Genomic DNA, 17375 nt, shown 5'->3' on the forward strand with positions numbered 1-17375 from the left:
CCGGCCCTGCCACCCGCGCAGCCTCGGAACGGCGTCGACCACACCGGCGCCGCACCCGTGTGGGGCGTGCCCCGGCTCGGCCCTGAGCTGACGGGCCGAGGCGCTCCCTGGAGCCTCGCCTGCGCGTGGTCACGCCGTGCGATGACTGAGGACCGTTTCGCGGAACGACGCGACCACGGGACGCAGATCGGTGCGGTGCCAGGCCGCCCACAGGTGTACCGACGCCTGGTGCCAGGGCAGTTCACGGATCTCGACGCCTTCGGTGGTCCCTCGGACCATGCTCTTCTGGACGAGTGCGAGCCCCAGGCCCGAGGCGACCAGTCCCAGAGCCGTCAGGGGTTCCGGCGCGTCGAGCCGGATGTCCGGGGTGAAGCCCGATTCCACACACGCGGCGATGAACGCATCCCTGGTGGCCGGCTCATGGGAACTGTCGACGGCGATCCACGGTCGGCCGTCCAGATCCTGCGCGGTGACGACGTCACGGCCCGCGAGCTCGTGACCGGCAGGCACCGCGAGGAGGAGAGGGTCCTCCAGCAGCGGAGCCGCCAGCAGATCCGGATCGTTCTCCGCGGGAGGCTGCTGGACCAGGGCGATGTCCAGGCTCCGCTGCCGCAGACCGACGAATTGTTCCTCCGGGGCCAGGCTGTAGAGCGCCACATGGATGCCGGGACGGTCCTCCTGCAGGGTGCGCAGCGCCGCCGGAAGGACGCCGGTGTGCATGGCGTCCGTGACGTACCCGATGCACAGCCCCCCTTCCTCTCCGCGCCCCAGGCGGCGGCCGAGGTTCTCCAGCCGGTCGGCGTGCCGTAGCAGCGCCCGCGCCTCGGTGAGGAAGACCCGCCCGTCGGCGGTCAGCCGGATGCGCTGCTGGGTGCGTTCGAAAAGGGTGAGGCCCAGGTTCTTCTCGAGCTGGGCGATCTGCCGGCTGAGGGGCGACTGGGAGATGTGCAGCTCCTCGGCGGCCCGGCCGACGTGCTCCGTCTCGGCCACGGCGATGAAATAGCGCAGTTGTCGCAGGTCAAGCATCTAAGACCTCGGGGGACTCAACTCAGTCCAAGCGAGTCTTGGACAGTCTCAAGTGTTGATCCTAACCTCGAAGACGTCCACCCGACAGACCTCGCAATGCTCGTGAAAGCGAGGTCTGCCCCCTTCTCTCTCTTTCTTCTCGAGGAGCAGTACTCATGGCCATTTCACCCCTCCTGCCCGGACAGCTCGGCTTCGGCACCGCACCCCTGGGCAACATGTTCCGTGCCATTCCCGACGAGGAGGCGGCAGCCACGGTCGAGGCGGCGTGGGACCACGGCATCCGCTACTTCGACACCGCGCCCTTCTACGGTGCGGGGCTCGCGGAGATCCGCCTGGGCGAGGTCCTCGCCGCCCACCCGCGCGACGCGTACGTGCTCAGCACCAAGGTCGGCCGCGTCATCCAGGACGAGGCCGAAGACCCCGCCACCCGTGACCTCGGCGAGAAGGGCGGCCTCTTCGAACACGGCCGCCCCAACAAGATGGTCAACGACTACACCGCCGACGCGACGATGCGCTCCATCGCGGACAGCCTCGACCGGTTGAAGACCGACCGCCTCGACATCGTCTGGGTCCACGACGTCGCGCAGGACTTCTACGGCGACGAGTGGCTCGCCCAGTACGAGACCGCCCGCACCGGCGCCTTCCGTACCCTGGAGAAGCTGCGGGACGAAGGCGTGATCAAGGCGTGGGGCCTGGGCGTGAACCGGGTGGAGCCGCTCGAGCTCACCCTCGGTCTCGACGAGCCCACGCCCGACGCCTTCCTCCTCGCAGGCCGCTACACCCTCCTCGACCACAGCCGCGCCCTCCAGCGCCTGCTGCCCGCCGCCGCCGAGCAGAACGTCGACATCGTCGTCGGCGGGCCCTACAGCTCGGGGATCCTGGCCGGCGGCCGACACTTCGAGTACCAGGACGCGCCCGCCGAGATCATCGACAGGGTGGAGCGCATCAAGGCCCTTGCCGAACTGCACGGCGTCGGCATCAAGGCCGCCGCGCTGCAGTTCTCCCTGGCCCACCGCGCCACCGCCGCCGTCATACCCGGCGCCACCAGGCCGAGCCGTATCGCCGAGGACGTCGCCGCTCTGGGCGAGCGCATCCCGGACGGCTTCTGGAATGCGCTGCGCGACGAGCAGCTGATCGCCCCCGACGCCCCCGTACCGAGCGCCCGCTGACCTCCGGTACGGAGAACACCCTGCTTCCCGCTCCACCCGCAAGGAGAACTCCCATGGCCACCACCACCGCATCCGTCCGCCTGCCCGCACCACCGGACCGGGTCTGGCAGCTCATCGGTGGGTTCGACACCCTGCCCGACTGGCTGCCCTACATCCCCACGAGCGAGCTCGGCGAAGGAGGCCGCGTCCGCAGCCTCACCAACGACGAAGGCGGCGTGATCGTCGAGCGCCTCGAAACCTTCGACGACAGGGCCCGCACCTACAGCTACTCCATACTCAGGGCCCCCTTCCCGGTCACCGGCTACCTCTCCACCATCGCCGTGCACCACGACCCCGATGAGGCGTGGTCCCGCGTCGAGTGGAGCGGCACCTTCACACCGGACGGGATCACCGAGGACGAGGCGATCACCCTGTTCCACACCATCTACAGCCACGGACTCGCGGCGCTCCACCGCACCCTCGCCCCCTGACCGGCGCCGGAACAGGGACGGCGGCCGCCCCGCCCGTCGCGCTCCGGGCACCCGCCCCGCCGGGCGGGCACCTGGCGGGGCGGCGCCCTGTCCGTACCGGCTCAGGGCGTCACGTCGGCCGTGCTCACCGGCAGCGACGCCGGAGGCGATGGTGCACGCAACCGCGTGGGAGTCCCGCAGGAAGGCGCGGAGCCGGGATCTCGCCGGCGCGCAGGACGGCGGGACCGGCCGTCGCGATGGGCTCCGGCCGCGTGCCCCCTCTCAGGGGGAGCATGCCGTCCCGTCGCCGACGGGGACGCCCAGCCGGCCGGCCACGGTGCTGAGGGCCGCGCCCAGAGGGAGCGCGATGCGGGTGAGGGCGTGCCGGTCACCCCTGGTCGGGTCCCGGTTGACGATGAGCACCGGCGTTCCGGCCTGATCCGCCTGGCGAACGAACCTGAGCCCGGACATCACGGTGAGCGAGGATCCCAGAACCAGCAGCGATGACGCCTCACGGACCAGGCTCCTGCAGAGCTCCACCCGCGACGGCGGAACGGCCTCGCCGAAGAACACCACGTCCGGTTTGAGGATGCCGCCGCAGACCGTGCAGGGCACGACGTGGAAATCCCCCACCTGCTCATCCGTGAGATCGGCGTCACCGTCCGGGTTCATGGCGGCGGCCACCGGGGCGAAGCCCGCATTCGCCTCCTCGAGCCGCCGTGCGAGCTCGCGGCGTGGACTGAACGTTCCGCAGGTGAGGCAGACGACCCGGTCCAGGCTTCCGTGGAGCTCCACGACGCCCTCGCTGCCCGCAGCCTGGTGCAGGCCGTCCACGTTCTGAGTGATGACGCCCGAGAGCAGGCCGTGCCGCTCGAACGCGGCCACAGCCCGGTGCCCGGCGTTGGGCCGGGCCCGGCCGAACGTGCGCCAGCCCAGGTGGCTGCGTGCCCAGTACCGACGCCTGGCCTGGGCGTCCGCGGTGAAGTCCTGGTAGGTCATCGGGGTGTGCCGGCTCAGGCTCCCGCCCTCGCCCCGGTAGTCGGGGATGCCCGACTCCGTGGAGATGCCGGCACCGCTCAGCACCAGCACACCGCGGGAGACCAGCGCATCCGCGAGAGGCTCCAGATCCGTGGTGCCCGGCGGCAGGTCCTCGGCGGGGGTCCAGCTCAGGGTAGGGCGCATACGCATGCCCCCAGGGTACGGAAACGCTGCCCGTACCCGCTTCCGCCGACGACGCCGGACCAGGGCGGACGGGATCCCCGCCCGCCGGGGCCGCGGGGCGTCACGCCTCCACGTACGCGACGATCGTGATCGTCTGCAGGGCGGTCACGTAGTAGATGATCCGGACGCCGTCGATCTCGTCGGAGTAGTCGCGCAGCAGAGTGCCGGGCACCGGTGCGCCCAGCTGGGGATTGACGCTGATCGCGACGATCGCACGGTCCAGGCGGTGCGTCTCGGACGCGGTCAGTTTGGACAACTGGGTGAGCGCGGGCTCCACCGTGACGACGCGTGAACGGCGCGGCCCCCGCTCAGGCGACACGGGGCTGCTCGTCCGCGAGGCGGGCGAGGTGCGCGTCGCGGGCCGTCTCCCACGGGACCCCTGTCTCCGGGGCCGGATAGCCGTTCGCTGCGATGTCCTCGAGCACCGTGGCAAGAAGGTCGGCCTTGGCCCGCTCGGCGGCGGCGTACGCGCGGACCGATTCGGCGGCGGGCCCGTCGAGCGGCTGGCGGTCGGGCGAGGTGGCCGGCTGCTGGCTCATCCGGTGCTCCTGGCTGTCAACTGGCATCGTTCCCACCACGGTAGCGCCGGGGCGGGTCTCCCGGGACCGGTACGACGAACAGGGGCTCAGCCAGGAGAGAGGACCGTCGTGCTGCGGGCGCCGGGCTCCCCAGGCCGGCCCGGCGGGCACCGTACGGCTCCGGCCACGCGGCCCGGGAGCCCTACCGGCCGTGGCAGTCCGTCGGGACGGAGCGGTGGGCCCGCGCCGTGCCGTTCAGGGAGCGGGGACGGGACCGCCGGGCCGGAACCGCTCCACGCCGACGATGTGCCGCACCTTGAGCGGACGCACGACCACCGCGACCCGCTGCTCGCCCGGCATGGTCCACTCGAAGCGTTCGCTGCCCAGGTACTTGTGGGCCAGGCGGTCCATCCGTGCGTGCGCCTCCTCGCCTTCGATGAAGCGGGACACCACACCACTGATCTGCACGCGGTCGAAGGGATCGGCGGTGTCCGCGTGGGAGAGGTAGACGCGGGGGTCGCCGCGCAGGTTCTCCTCCTTCACCCGGCCCACCGAGGTGTTGAAGGTCAGCTCCCCGTCGCCTTCCAGGTCCACCCACATCGGGCTGACCTGCGGAGCACCATCGGCGAACACGGTTCCGACGTACCAGATATGGGGGGCCAGCAACCGGGCGCGGACGGCTTCGTCAAAGATCACAGTCATTCCGCGAGGCTAGCAACCACGATCGGCGGGGCCGGTCGGCGCTCGGTCCGTGCGCACGTTCCGGCACAGGACGCACACAGGTCGTCCGGCGCCGGCTGCCCGGTGGGCGTCCTCGCGCACCTCTCGACGGTGACGCTGGGGAACAGTGCCCGCACGTGCTGCGAGAAGGCGGGCAGCCCGTGGCTGCCCGCCGCTCCTTCACACCTCGACGGTCGACCAGGTGGCAATGTCCGGCCGCGTGTTCAGCCGCAACCGTCTCCTGGGGTCAGCGCAGATCGATACGGACCCGGTGCCGGCCCCGGAGGCCGGCGGGGACCAGGGTGCAGTGACGCCCGTCCAGTGTGGCTCCGGCCACCCGGTGGCCGGAGCCGGTCAGGGTGATGTCCAGGGTCATGCCGCGGTACGGCACGCCGTTCAGCGTGACCGGACCCCAGCCGGGCGGCAGGTGCGGGGCGAACCGGATCCCGTCCCTCTGGTGCCGCACGCCGAACACGCCCTGGTGGACGAGGCGGAGGTAGCCCGTTGCCGACCAGGTCTGGTCCGGCTCGGACCCCCACTGCCGCGCGTTCTGCCAGCCGCCGTCCACCGCACCCGTCCGGGCGTTGTGGATCTCCCAGAAATGGCCGTCCCGGTGTTCCAGCGCGGCGATGTCGGTGACAGCACGGGCCAGCAGGTCCGTCCGGCCGCCGACAGCTGCCGCGTGCCCCCACATGCCCACCGTCATCGGCCACACGATCGCGTTGTGGCGGCCGGGGTGCGCGTCGTCGAACCGCTCGAAGTGCGGCCACACGTTGACCACGCCGCGCGGTTCGTGGTGGGTGCGGTCGAGGACCGTACGCGCCTGGGTGGGTGAGGCGACCCCGCACAGTACGGCGAAGGCGAGGCCGTTGGCCTCCTGGTACGTCTCCAGCCTGCCCGCGCGCTCGCCCGCACCGTGGATGAAGTAGCCGTACGTACCGGCTTCCGGCCGCCAGAGATGGGCGTTGATCGCAGCGCGCAGCCGACGAGCGGCCGACCGGAACTCCCGTGCGGTGCGCCGGTCGCCGGTCTCCTCCGCCATCTCGGCACTTGCCAGGTAGCCGGCGTGGAACAGGCAGTTGGTGGAGAGGCACATCATCGTGTCGGTGCCCGGATGGTCGAGCACGAACGAGGAGGGATTGTCCGGATCGGCGGGCGGGGCGGGGTAGCCGGCTATCCCGTCCTGGAGGAAGGCGGGGCCCTCGAAGAGCCCGTAGCTCTCGTTGTGGTGCTGCTCCCGGTCGGCGCGCAGGGTGTTGACGGCGGCCTGGCAGGCGTTGCCGAGGAACTCGCGGTCTCCGGTGACCAGGTAGTGGTTCCAGGCGGCGACGGTCCACACGATCTGGTCCCACCACTGGTTGTCCTGCTGCACGATCAGCGTGCCGTCGTCCTGCCGCCTGCACACCGCCCACAGGGTGTTGCGCGCCACGTCCGGTGTCAGAAGGCTGGCGGCGTTCCAGGAGTTGACCGACGCGTCCCGGGTCCACGGCTGCTCGTATCCGCCGCCCGCACGGATGAAGGTGCCGGGCGAGTCCGTCATGAGCCCCGTCTGGTTGTACTCCACCGGGTCGTACGGGACGGTGTTGATGTCCAACAGGTTCTTGCATGCGGACCGGTACGCGCCGCCGAGCAGTTGGTCCTGTGCACCGCCGAACTCGATGCCGGGCCGCTCGATGCCGGGAGGTCCCGCCGCGCTCCGCGTGGCCGCGCGGACAGGTGAGGTGGTGGCCGTTCCGGCTGCGGCCAGACCGAGTGCGGCGCCTGCCTGAAGCAGCTTCCGCCGTGGCAGTCCGCCCTGGTGCTCCTGCGGTTGCATGAACTCTCCCGCCTAGGACAACGTTGTCAAGACTGTTCGGAGGGATACTCGTCCCCTCGGAAAGCGCTGTCAATGAGGTAGGGGAAGGCTGTTACCCAGGCCCGGGGGAGGCTGTCGGGGACACCGGGACAGTTCCTCCGGACCCCGCGGCGACGGCTGGCTGGTCCACCCCACGCGGCGACGAGGACTTCGCCACCCCCACCGTGGAGCGTGACTACGGCACCACCGACGTCCGGTGTGGTTCAACGTCCTCGCCGACACCGACCACATCATGGCGACCCGCAACGGGCAGCATGTCATCACCGCCTGGCTCCGCCGGCACCTGGCCGACGAGGAGTTCCGGCGCGCACAGGACTTCCTGAGCACCACCTGCACCTTCTGCACCCTCGGAGACGTCCGGCACAAGAACTGGTGACACCCTGAGCACCTCGTGCCGCCCCGCCACCCACAGGCGGGGCGGCACCGTCGGGTCGCAGCCCCGCAGCCCTGCAGGCGCAGCAGGGACAAACCGCTGTCTGCCAGTGGCGAACTCCCGCCCGGGCGGACGGGACGGTCACTACAGTCCGGAGGCATGACGACGGTCACCATGCGTGCAGTGGAGTATCCAGCCGACCACCTGACGATGACCGGGTACCTCGCGCTCCCGGCCGGTACCGGTCGCCGGCCCGCGGTCCTGATCGGACCCGAGGGGATGGGGCCCAGCCACGTCGAGCGCCGCCGGGCAGAGGCCCTCGCGGAGTTGGGGTACGTGGCATTGGCCTTCGACCTCCACGGCGGGCGCTATCTGAGCGATCCCGAGGAGATGCTGGCCCGTTGCATGCCGCTGCTCGCCGATCCTGCCCGGATGCGAGGCATCGGCCACGCGGCGCTCGACGTGTTGCGCGCCGAACCGCGGGTCGACCCTGACCGCATTGCGGCTGTCGGTTACGGCACCGGGGGTGCCATCGCACTGGAACTCGGGCGCGACGGCGTCGACCTGCGCGCGATCGGGACCGTCAACGCAGTGACCACGGGACGACCGGACGAGGCGGCACGCATCCGCTGCCCGGTGTGGGTCGGCGTCGGGTCGGAAGACCCGATCATGCCGCCCGCACAGCGGGAGGCGTTCACCGCCGAGATGCAGGCCGCAGGCGTCGACTGGCGCCTCACGGTCTACGGCGGGGCCCTGCACGCCTTCCACCACCCGCCGGTGGACCACGCCGCGCCCCCCGGTGTCGGCCACCATCCGCGGCACGCGCAGCGAGCGTGGCGCGACGTCGTCGACCTGCTCGCCGAGTGCGTCCCCGTCATGCTGTGATCCGGCCGGCCGTCGGCGCTCGTTCCTGTCCGCCTTCTCGTGCTCGTCCAGCTTCGGCGCGCCCGGGTCGCCCAAGGGCGTAAGGCCGACTGGCCGGCCCCCGGGTGGTGAAGCTGTGGCGGCCGAGCAGGTTCAGGTCATGGTGCTCGAGCGGTGAGATCCCTGGACCCGAGGAGCCGTGCCGGGCCGGGTCCCCGGTACGAGGCGGGGCGGGCCCGCCCCGTACCGAGCCCTACGCAGTCACGGCGCCGTCGCCATGGCGAAGATGTGGATGTTCGCGTTCGCGGGCAGAACCACGAACTCGACCGTCCTGGCCGGATCGAGCGGGATCGCATGGGCGAAGACCCGGTACTGCACCGTGGCGTTGCCGTAGCCGTCAGGGCGGTTGCGTCCGTCCGTCGACTTCACCAGCGTCGCGCCGTGGGCGTCGGCCGGGTCGAAGGACCAGTTGGGAAACCCGAACGTGCCGGTGTCGGCCGTACCGTCCGTGTAGTACACGGTGGCGCTCCCCGTGGCGCCGCTCGTGACGCCCGAGCCGAGGAAGACCAGTTTGCTGCCCTTCCCGGCGAGCTTCACCGCCTGTCCCGAGCTTGCCACGTTGTCCTTGGTCCCGGCTGCCACGTCGGGCCAGGTCAGCCTGGCACCCAGGGCTTCGACCGCCGCCCCGCGTCGGAGGCCGACCGCTGCCAGTTGCTGCGCGGAGAAGCTGTTGCCTTCACCGTCGAAGTCCCCTGGACCGGTCGCCGACTCGTCGGTGACGGCGACGTTGTTGTACGCCGACTCCAGATTCTCCAGCGGAGACCCGGAGCGCTCGGTGCGGGTCCCGGAGGCTGTGCCCCGGCCGTCCCCGCCCTGGTAGGTCGCGGTCGCCGTGAACGTCCGGATGACGAAGCCGGGGCGCCTCTCCGGGATCTGGATCCGGAACGTCGCGTCGGTCGACCTTCCGGCCGCGAGGGAGCCGCCCACGTCCTGCACGGACGGCTGTACCGCCCAGCCGGTCGGGCCGGCGAACCTGACCTTGAGCGAACGAAGCCGTTGAGGACCACCGTTCCTGACGGTGACCTTCACGGCGGAGATGGCCGGACCGTCGAGGTCCACGGGGGAGATGCTGACCTCGGCCACCGCCGCCGGAGCCGCGGACGCAGCCCCGGCTGCCGTGGCGGGGACGAGAACGGACGCGCCGGCCGTGGCGAGTGCCACGGCCAGGGCTCTGAGGGCACCGATCCGCTGTGCTGGTCTCAACGCGTACTCCTTCGAATGCCGAATGCCGAATGCCGAAAGGTGACTGCCGGGTGGAAGGGCCGAACCTTCGGGTGGGCCGGGTGGGCCGGGTGGCCCTGAGGGCTCTCGCGAGGTCAGGCGACCGGCGGCATGTCCGTGCTGCGAGAGTCGAGGCCGGAGCGCAGGTTGACCCAACTGCCTCGCGTGAAGTCCGGGAAGGCGACCGGACGCCCCTTCTTTTCCAGGGACATGACACTCAGTGGGACCGGGGCGCACCACGAGGCGGAGTCGTACACGTCGATGTCGGGCACCAGTCCCGCGCGCATCAGCTGCACCGTGCGCCACTGGAGGACGTAGTCCATGCCACCGTGGCCGCCGTTGTTCGCGGCGTCGTCGCCGATCTTCTTCCACAGCCAGTGGTCGAATTCCTTGAGGTACGTGTCGAAGTCCCTCCAGGAATGGCCGCTGTGGTCCGGCTCGACGTAGATGCGTCCGCCGGTCGTCGACGTGCCGGCGTAGTCCTCGAAGATGCCCCGGCTGCCGGCGAGCGTGTTGATGCGGCTGTACGGGCGAGGTGAACTCACATCGTGCTCGGCCCTGATGGTCCGGCCCTTGGCCGTCTCGATCGCACAGCTCACCAGGTCGCCGTTGACGTACGTCTCGCGCCAGGAGGGGTGCGACTTGGGCACGAAGCGCTCCCGGTAGTCGGCGAGCCCCTTCGGCGCCGTCGCGGTGGCCTTCAGCGTCGTCATGCGGTCGCCCCGGTTGATGTCCATCGCGGCGGCGATCGGGGCCAAGCCGTGCATGGCGTAGAAGGACGCGGTGCTGCGGGTGTGCCACAGCCTGCGCCACGCGTCGGTGTAGTACGTGTCGGAGAAGAGCAGCTCGCGCAGGTCGTGGAGGTACCCGCCGTGGCCGTTGGTGACGTCTCCGAACAGGCCCTCGTGGGCCATCTTGAGCATGGCCAGCTCGTTGCGGCCGTAGCTGCAGTTCTCGGACAGCATCAGATTCCTGCGGGTGCGCTCCGAGGTGTCCACGAGGTCCCAGAGCTCGCGGAGCTCGGTCGCGATGGGCAGCTCGACGACGACGTGCTTGCCGGCGAGGAGCGCGGCCTTGCCCTGCTCGTAGTGGAATTCCCACGGCGTGGCGATGTAGACGAGGTCGATGTCGTCGCGCCGCAGCATCTTTCCGTAGGCGTCGGCCGATCCGCCGTACTCCGCGGGCCGGGGTTTTCCGGCGGAGACCAGAGCGTCGGCCGTGCGCTTGGCGCGGTCGGCGCGGATGTCACAGACCGCGGTGACGGCGCAACCGGGGATGACGGACCAGCCCGTGGCCATGCCGGAACCCCGATTGCCCAGTCCGATCACGCCGACGCGGACGACCTCGTACGGCTCGAACGGCACGTTGATCATGGACTTCTGGCCAGAGCGGCGGGCAGGGGGAGTGACCGCCCCCTCCGTGTTCACCCCCGAGGGTGTCGTGCCAGTGGCGGCTGCCGCGCCGGTGGCCGATCCGAGTCCGGCTGCGACGGCTCCGGTGGCCAGGGTTCCTCCGAGCAACAAGCGGCGTGAGACGGCAGGGATTTCGGGCATGGCGAGACACTCCTCGATGCGTGACCGGCAGCACTGGCGGGGACGACTCTGGCCGTGACGCCAGTCACATGTCAATAGATGCTCGAAAGAAGCGTGTTACGAGCAAATTGAATCAATCAGTTGTGTGCGGCTGCGTGCTGACTGTCTTTCCGGGGTAGCCCTCCGAAGGGCAGACTCTCCCCTCGACGGCAGCGGCCGTCCCGATGGCAGACGGCCGCCGTCGCCCGGACCTGGTGGTGCGGGCGACGGCGGCCGCAAGGCGGTGCGAGGAAGGCGTCAGGCGGTCCTGATGGCCGGGTCGGAAACGCCCGGCGCGCCGGTCTCCACGTGACCGGCGAAGCGGCGCAGGAAGGTGGTGTCGGAGTCGGAGAGGACCTTGACGTCGTACCAGCGCGCTGTCGTGCGCAGATCGACCGTGTGCGAGACCGTTGCACCGGGGTTGACCTTGAAGGTCTGAGCCGCGCCGCCGTAGGCGTTGGTCACCGTCAGGTTGACCGCTGCCGAGGCCGCGTTGGTCATGCTGAGATTCAGGCTGCCACCGGCTGCCACGTGCCGGGCGGTGACCTCGGGACCGGCCTTCTTCGCCGGGCCCCGCCAGGTGCGCAGGAAGCCGTTCGGGCCCCAGACCGTCAGATCGATCCTGTTGCCCGTGGAACTGCTGGTGCTCCAGGTGTCCGAGAGGGTCTTGCCCGCCTCGACGGTGTAGGGCCAGGGGCCGTCCGTGCGGTTGCCCGAGGTGCTGTGGAAGTGGGCGCCCAAGGTGGGGCCGCTGGAGAAGGTCAGGGTGAACTGGCCGGTCGATGTGGTGGCCCGGCCGTCCACGTAGGGGCTGTAGCCCAGGGCGCGGGTCGGCTTGGAACCAGCCTCCTGCTTCGGGAGGATGCCCGAGGCCGGCGGGGTCGGGTGGTAGGACGGGTGGCGGTTCTTGTCCGGTGGCACGTATTGCGCCGTGGAAGGCAGCACGGCGGGGGCGGCGTCGGCCTTCGCGAAATCGAAGGCCGAGGTCAGGTCCCCGCAGACAGCGCGACGCCACGGTGAGATGTTGGGTTCCCCCACTCCGAAGCGCTTCTCGATGAAGCGGATCACCGACGTGTGGTCGAAGGTCTCGGAACAGACGTAGCCGCCCTTGCTCCACGGGGAGACCACGATCATCGGCACACGCGGACCGAGCCCGTACGGGCCCGCCGCGTAACCTCCGCCGCCCGGGTACAGGTCCTTCGACACGTCCGCCGTGGACAGGCCCCAGGCGGAGGAGGCCGGGGGATACGGCGGGATCACATGGTCGAAGAAGCCGTCGTTCTCGTCGTACGTGAGGAACAGGGCGGTCTTCGCCCACACCGCCGGGTTCGCCGTCAGCGCGTCGAGGACCTGCGAGATGTACCAGGCGCCGAAGTTCGTGGGCCAGTTCGCGTGCTCGCTGAAGGCCTCGGGCGCTGCGATCCAGGAGACCTTCGGGAGGGTACCTCCGGCCACATCCGCGCGCAGGCGGTCGAAGTACGTGCCGCCCGCCTTGACGTCGGTGCCGGTGCGAGCCTTCTCGTACAGCGCGCTGCCGGGCCGGGCATTGCGGTAGCTGTTGAAGTAGAGGAGCGAGTTGTCACCGTAGTTGCCGCGGAAGGCGTCGCTGATCCACCCCCAGGACCCGGCCGCGTCCAGGCCGTCGCCGATGTCCTGGTAGACCTTCCACGAGACCCCGGCCGATTCCAGCCGCTCCGGGTAGGTCTTCCAGCCGTAACCGGCCTCCTGGTTGCCGAGTACCGGGCCGCCGCCCGTGCCGTCGTTGCCGGTGTGGCCCGACCAGAGGTAGTAGCGGTTGGGGTCGGTGGCTCCGATGAAGGAGCAGTGGTAGGCGTCGCAGACGGTGAAGGCGTCGGCGAGGGCGTAGTGGAAGGGGATGTCCTTCCGGGTCATGTACGACATGGTCGTGGCCGTCTTGGCCGGCACCCACGCGTCGTACTTGCCGCTGTTGTAGGCCTGGTGGCCGCCCGCCCAGTCGTGGTCGAGCCCCTCCAGGAACTGCATCCCGAGGTCGTTCACCTGCGGGTTGAAGGGGAGGACGTCCTTCTTCCCGTCGGACTGGTGGAAGACGGGCTTGCCGTTGTCCTGGAGCAGCGGCCTGGGATCCCCGAAGCCTCGCACCCCCTTCATCGCCCCGAAGTAGTGGTCGAAGGAACGGTTCTCCTGCATCAGGACGACAATGTGCTCGATGTCCTGGATCGTTCCGGTGCTGCCCTGCGCGGGAATGGCGGCGGCCCGCGCGATGCTCTCGTTCAGCATCGCGAAGGCCGCGGTGCCTCCGGCGATCTGCAGGAACCTGCGACGGTCGAGCTCTGTCATGGGTGACGACCTCTGGATGGTGGGGGAGTGTCAGGGGCGGCCCCAAGGACAGCGGTCCCGGGGTACCGGACGGGGATGGGCCCGTGACGCCACGCCGTACACCTGGAGAACGAAAGCTCTTCCGGACGTCACGGACCCTGCCCATGCCGGCGACTGGTGGGAGGGTAAGGGCAGGACCCCGACGCACAACAGGCCCCGGCGGCACGCAGATCGCCCGACGGCCTGATCCCGCCCCACCCGGCCGGCCCGCCACGACGCCGTGAGCCCGACCCGCCCGTACGCCCCGCCGCCGACGTCTTCCCGCGGTCCGGCCGGCCGGACCGGCGGACGCCCGCCCTCTCCCGTCCGCACCGCCCTGACCCGTCCGGATGCGCGGCCGGCGCGCACCGGAACGAGAGGTACGACCGTGTCCCGGCAGAGGACGACACAGGCACCGGGACCCGGGGTGAGCAGCTCGCCGGAAGAGGGTACGGCGATCCTTCCGCGCAGGTGCGAGGGAGGAGGGCGTCAGGCTTCCGGGATGGCGCGGCCGAAGTCCGCGAGGGTGACCGCCTCCGGTTCGGGGCCGCCGCGCCTACCGGTCTCCAAGGCGTCGAGAGCCGCCATGTCGTCCGCCGTGAGCTCGAAGTCGAAGACGTCGATGTTCTCGGCGATCCGGTGGCGCTTGGTCGACTTGGGGATCACGGATCGGCCGTGCTGAAGGCCCCAGCGGAGCAGCACCTGCGCCGGGCTCTTGCCGTGGGCCTCGGCGATGCCGGTGACGACGGCGTCATCGAGGACGCTCCTGCGGTTCTCCCCGTACCCCGGGTAGAACGTGATACCGCCGATGGGCGACCACGCCTGGTTGAGGATCCCGTGCTCGTCGTCGAAGTCGAGGACGGCACCCTGCTGGAAATAGGGGTGGATCTCCAGCTGGTTGACGGCCGGGACGACGCCGGTGGCGTCGAGCAGCGCGGTCAGATGGTCGACCATGAAGTTGCTGACCCCGATGGCCCGGACCTTGCCGTCGGCCAGGAGCTTCTCCAGAGCGCGGTAGGCAGCCAGGGTCCTGTCGAATTCCGACGGCAGGGCCTGGTGCAGGATGAGCAGGTCGATACGGTCGACGCCCAGCTTCGCGGCGCTCTTGTCGAAGCCGTGCAGGGTCTCGTCGTAGCCGTAGTCGCTGATCCAGATCTTCGTCTCGACGAAGATGTCGTCGCGGGCGACCGCGGAGTCACGGATGCCCTGCCCGACCTCGCGCTCATTGCCGTACGCGGCGGCGGTGTCGATGTGCCGGTAGCCGAGTTCGAGGGCCGCCGCTACGGCCGCCCGGCTCTCTTCCGGCGGGGTCTGGAACACGCCCAGGCCGAGGGCGGGCATCTGCACGCCGTTGTTGAGGGTGAGAGTCTGCATCAGGTTGTCCTTCCGTGGTGGGGAGTACGCGGGGCCGAGGCTGCCAGGGGAGCCGGTGCGTTCAGTACGGTGCAGCTGGTCGGGTCCCGTGCCTGAGCGCGCTGCGCCCGACACGGTGCCCTTTTCCGGGGAGGCGGAGCCGTGGAGACCGCCGGCGTCCTCGGGGAGAGGACGCGCCGACGCCGAGGAGCACCATCGGCAGCGCCGCTCCCGTCCGATGATGGGGAGTCCCCGTGCCGGAGCAGCTGAGCCACACCGTCCGTGGCCGGATCGCTTCGGGAGCGGGTGACCGGACTCCTTCCCGGACCGCTCCCCTCACCCTTCAGGCAGCCCTGTGCCGGCCCGCACGTGGGAGTCACTGCTCTTCCAGGTACCGGCAGTACCTCGCAGGCCCTGGCCCCCCGGCCTACCGTGGAACGACCAGCACACGATGCACGCCGATCAGGAGGAGTCCCGGTGTCCCTGGCCCTCGCCGAATCCGTCGTCCATCCCGCGGCATGCCCTCGCACGGCTCCGCGGCACACCCCGGCGGAGTCCGACGATGCCCGGCCCTGACAAGAAGGGGCCGGCGGCCGAGGTCCGCGAGTTCCTGAGCACCCGGCGGGCACGGATCACCCCGGTACAGGCCGGACTGCCGGGCTACGGCGAACACCGCCGCGTCGCCGGTCTGCGCCGTGAGGAGGTCGCGCTGCTCGCGGGCACGAGCGTGGACTACTACGTCCGTCTGGAACGCGGAAATTTCTCCGGGGCCTCGGATCCGGTGCTCGAGTCCCTCGCACACGCCCTCCATCTCAGCGAGGCCGCGCTCACGCACCTCTACGACCTGGACCGAGCATCGACACCGTCCGGCCGGCGGACCACGGTGACCTCCTCGCGGGTCCGCCCCACGATCCTGCGGCTGCTGGACTCGATGACGGGCGTGCCGGCGTTCGTACGCAACGCCCGGCTCGACATCGTGGCCGCAGACACGTTGGGCCGCGCACTGTGCGCCCCGGTCTTCGAGTTGCCGCTGTTCGCCCAGCGAGGGCCGGTCGACAGCGCCCGCTTCATGTTCCTGGACGCCGCGAGCAAGGAGTTCCGGGCCGACTGGGACAAAGGGGGCCGACGACGCGGTCGCCTTCCTGCGCACCGAGACGGGCCGGGCTCCGCACGACAAGGGCCTGACCGACCTGGAGAACTGACGACCCGGAGCGGTGACTTCGCCCGCCTGTGGGCACGCCACGACGTGAAGTTCCACCGCTCCGGGGTGAAGAACCTCCACCACCCTCTCGTCGGCGGACTCGTCCTGCCCTGCGAGGCGATGGACCTGCCGCACGACCCCGGACTCCGGCTCACCTTCTACACGCCCGAACCCGACTCCCCGGAGCGGGAGGCCCTCGGCCTCCTCGCCGGCTGGACGACCACCGGCACGGTCGTCCCGTCCGGAACCGACTGACCGCACGAACGAGGAGGACCACTCCATGCAGTACCGACCGCTCGGCCGCACCGGTGTCCACGTCAGCCCGCTCTGCCTGGGCGCGATGATGTTCGGCCCCTGGGGCAACGAGGACGAGGCCGACTCCGTACGGATCATCACCCGCGCCCTCGACGCGGGCATCAATTTCGTCGACACCGCGGACGTCTACTCCGGCGGCGTCTCGGAGGAGATCGTCGGAAAGGCGATCGAGGCCAGGCGTGAGGACGTGTTCCTGGCGACCAAGTTCTTCATGCCGATGGACCAGGACGACCCCAACCGGCGAGGAGGCTCACGGCGCTGGATCATGCGCGCGGTGGAGGACTCCCTGCGCCGCCTGCGCACCGATCACATCGACCTGTACCAGGTCCACCGCCCCAGCCCCGACACCGACGTCTCCGAGACCCTCGGCGCACTCTCCGACCTCGTGCACCAGGGAAAGGTCCGCTACATCGGCTCCTCCTCGTACTCCGGTTCCCGGATCGTCGAGGCCCAGTCGGCCGCCCGGGAACGTCACCTGGAGCGGTTCGTGACCGAGCAGCCGCCGTACTCGATCCTGGTCCGCGGCGTGGAGGAGGACGTTCTGCCCACGGCACGCCGCCACGGGATGGGCACCCTCACCTACAGCCCGCTCGCCGGCGGATGGCTCTCGGGCCGCTACCGCAAGAACGCCTCCGGGGGACCTGCCTCGGCGGCACGCCCCCAGGCCCGTTTCGACATGGACGTACCCGCCAACCAGCGCAAGCTCGACGCCGCCGAACAACTCGCCGTCCTGGCGGAGAAGGCCGGCCTGACGCTGATCGAGCTCGCCGTCGCCTTCGTCATCAACCACCCCGGCGTCACCTCGGCGATCATCGGACCCCGGACCATGGAGCAGTTGGAGGCGTTCCTGCCCGCAGCCGCCGTCACGCTTCCGGCGGACGTGCTCGACGCCGTCGACGAGATCGTCGCCCCCGGAGTCACGGTCAACCCGGTCGACAACAGCTACGGCGACTTCGAGCTGCGACCGGACCAGCGGCGTCGTTGACGTCGCGCGTATCCGCATCTGCGGCGACCCCGTGAGTCCGGCCCTCCCTCCCCGCCGAGGCCGGTGGAGGGCCCGATCGGTCCGGTCACGGCCGGCCTTCGGACCGATCCGGTGCCGATGGAACGGGCCGACGCGCC

Annotated in this window: 16 protein-coding genes; 6 read left to right on the forward strand and 10 right to left on the reverse strand. The window is 70.4% G+C overall.

Annotated features, from left to right (window positions below):
• Nucleotides 1-129: 129 nt before the first annotated feature.
• The gene (locus tag ACFC51_RS30430; RefSeq protein ID WP_376379168.1) at nucleotides 130-1026 is read right to left on the reverse strand and encodes a LysR substrate-binding domain-containing protein; all 897 of its coding nucleotides are present in this window, start codon (nucleotides 1024-1026) and stop codon (nucleotides 130-132) included.
• A gap of 155 nt (nucleotides 1027-1181) precedes the next feature.
• Here ACFC51_RS30430 and ACFC51_RS30435 point away from each other — a divergent pair, with 155 nt between their 5' ends.
• Together ACFC51_RS30435 and ACFC51_RS30440 are read left to right on the forward strand one after the other, a co-directional pair.
• Nucleotides 1182-2195: an aldo/keto reductase gene (locus tag ACFC51_RS30435; protein WP_376531895.1), complete on the forward strand. Its 1014-nt coding sequence runs from the start codon at nucleotides 1182-1184 to the stop codon at nucleotides 2193-2195.
• A gap of 53 nt (nucleotides 2196-2248) precedes the next feature.
• Complete coding sequence (locus ACFC51_RS30440; protein ID WP_376531897.1) at nucleotides 2249-2665, forward strand: SRPBCC family protein; 417 nt, start codon at nucleotides 2249-2251, stop codon at nucleotides 2663-2665.
• Between the two features lie 261 nt (nucleotides 2666-2926).
• Here the strand turns inward: ACFC51_RS30440 and ACFC51_RS30445 are convergent, their stop codons facing one another.
• From ACFC51_RS30445 to ACFC51_RS30465, 5 genes are all read right to left on the reverse strand, one after another.
• The gene (locus tag ACFC51_RS30445; protein ID WP_376531899.1) at nucleotides 2927-3832 is read right to left on the reverse strand and encodes an NAD-dependent protein deacetylase; all 906 of its coding nucleotides are present in this window, start codon (nucleotides 3830-3832) and stop codon (nucleotides 2927-2929) included.
• Between the two features lie 94 nt (nucleotides 3833-3926).
• Nucleotides 3927-4184, reverse strand: a complete 258-nt coding sequence (locus ACFC51_RS30450) for a hypothetical protein (protein WP_376381024.1) — start codon at nucleotides 4182-4184, stop codon at nucleotides 3927-3929.
• The gene (locus ACFC51_RS30455) at nucleotides 4174-4404 is read right to left on the reverse strand and encodes a hypothetical protein (RefSeq protein ID WP_376381027.1); all 231 of its coding nucleotides are present in this window, start codon (nucleotides 4402-4404) and stop codon (nucleotides 4174-4176) included. The genes ACFC51_RS30450 and ACFC51_RS30455 overlap by 11 nt, the downstream gene beginning before the upstream one ends.
• A 234-nt stretch (nucleotides 4405-4638) precedes the next feature.
• Nucleotides 4639-5085 (reverse strand): TIGR03618 family F420-dependent PPOX class oxidoreductase, encoded by a 447-nt coding sequence (locus tag ACFC51_RS30460; RefSeq protein WP_376531901.1) that lies wholly within the window; start codon nucleotides 5083-5085, stop codon nucleotides 4639-4641.
• Nucleotides 5086-5350: 265 nt separating this feature from the next.
• The gene (locus ACFC51_RS30465) at nucleotides 5351-6919 is read right to left on the reverse strand and encodes a glycosyl hydrolase family 65 protein (RefSeq protein WP_376531903.1); all 1569 of its coding nucleotides are present in this window, start codon (nucleotides 6917-6919) and stop codon (nucleotides 5351-5353) included.
• A 235-nt stretch (nucleotides 6920-7154) separates the two neighbouring features.
• On the opposite strand from ACFC51_RS30465, the gene ACFC51_RS30470 reads away from it, so the two are divergent.
• Both ACFC51_RS30470 and ACFC51_RS30475 read left to right on the forward strand, forming a co-directional pair.
• Complete coding sequence (locus ACFC51_RS30470; protein ID WP_376531905.1) at nucleotides 7155-7334, forward strand: hypothetical protein; 180 nt, start codon at nucleotides 7155-7157, stop codon at nucleotides 7332-7334.
• A 156-nt stretch (nucleotides 7335-7490) separates the two neighbouring features.
• Nucleotides 7491-8216, forward strand: coding sequence for a dienelactone hydrolase family protein (locus tag ACFC51_RS30475; RefSeq protein ID WP_376381036.1), 726 nt, complete (start codon nucleotides 7491-7493; stop codon nucleotides 8214-8216).
• A gap of 240 nt (nucleotides 8217-8456) precedes the next feature.
• Here ACFC51_RS30475 and ACFC51_RS30480 read toward each other — a convergent pair whose 3' ends face one another.
• The 4 genes from ACFC51_RS30480 to ACFC51_RS30495 form a co-directional block, all read right to left on the reverse strand.
• Entirely contained in the window at nucleotides 8457-9458 is a 1002-nt protein-coding gene (locus ACFC51_RS30480; RefSeq protein WP_376381039.1) for an NEW3 domain-containing protein, read from the reverse strand.
• Between the two features lie 113 nt (nucleotides 9459-9571).
• Nucleotides 9572-11029 (reverse strand): Gfo/Idh/MocA family protein, encoded by a 1458-nt coding sequence (locus ACFC51_RS30485; RefSeq protein WP_376531907.1) that lies wholly within the window; start codon nucleotides 11027-11029, stop codon nucleotides 9572-9574.
• Nucleotides 11030-11305: 276 nt separating this feature from the next.
• Nucleotides 11306-13366, reverse strand: a complete 2061-nt coding sequence (locus ACFC51_RS30490) for a phosphocholine-specific phospholipase C (protein ID WP_376376718.1) — start codon at nucleotides 13364-13366, stop codon at nucleotides 11306-11308.
• Nucleotides 13367-13873: 507 nt separating this feature from the next.
• Nucleotides 13874-14758, reverse strand: a complete 885-nt coding sequence (locus ACFC51_RS30495; RefSeq protein ID WP_376531909.1) for an aldo/keto reductase — start codon at nucleotides 14756-14758, stop codon at nucleotides 13874-13876.
• Between the two features lie 541 nt (nucleotides 14759-15299).
• Between ACFC51_RS30495 and ACFC51_RS30500 the strand changes: the two genes are divergently transcribed.
• Both ACFC51_RS30500 and ACFC51_RS30505 read left to right on the forward strand, forming a co-directional pair.
• The gene (locus tag ACFC51_RS30500; RefSeq protein ID WP_376531911.1) at nucleotides 15300-16193 is read left to right on the forward strand and encodes a helix-turn-helix domain-containing protein; all 894 of its coding nucleotides are present in this window, start codon (nucleotides 15300-15302) and stop codon (nucleotides 16191-16193) included.
• 25 nt (nucleotides 16194-16218) lie between these two features.
• Nucleotides 16219-17238 (forward strand): aldo/keto reductase, encoded by a 1020-nt coding sequence (locus tag ACFC51_RS30505; RefSeq protein ID WP_376531913.1) that lies wholly within the window; start codon nucleotides 16219-16221, stop codon nucleotides 17236-17238.
• The last annotated feature ends 137 nt before the right edge of the window (nucleotides 17239-17375 follow it).

The sequence above is a fragment of the Streptomyces sp. NPDC055962 genome, from assembly GCF_042270185.1.
GTDB lineage: Bacteria > Actinomycetota > Actinomycetes > Streptomycetales > Streptomycetaceae > Streptomyces.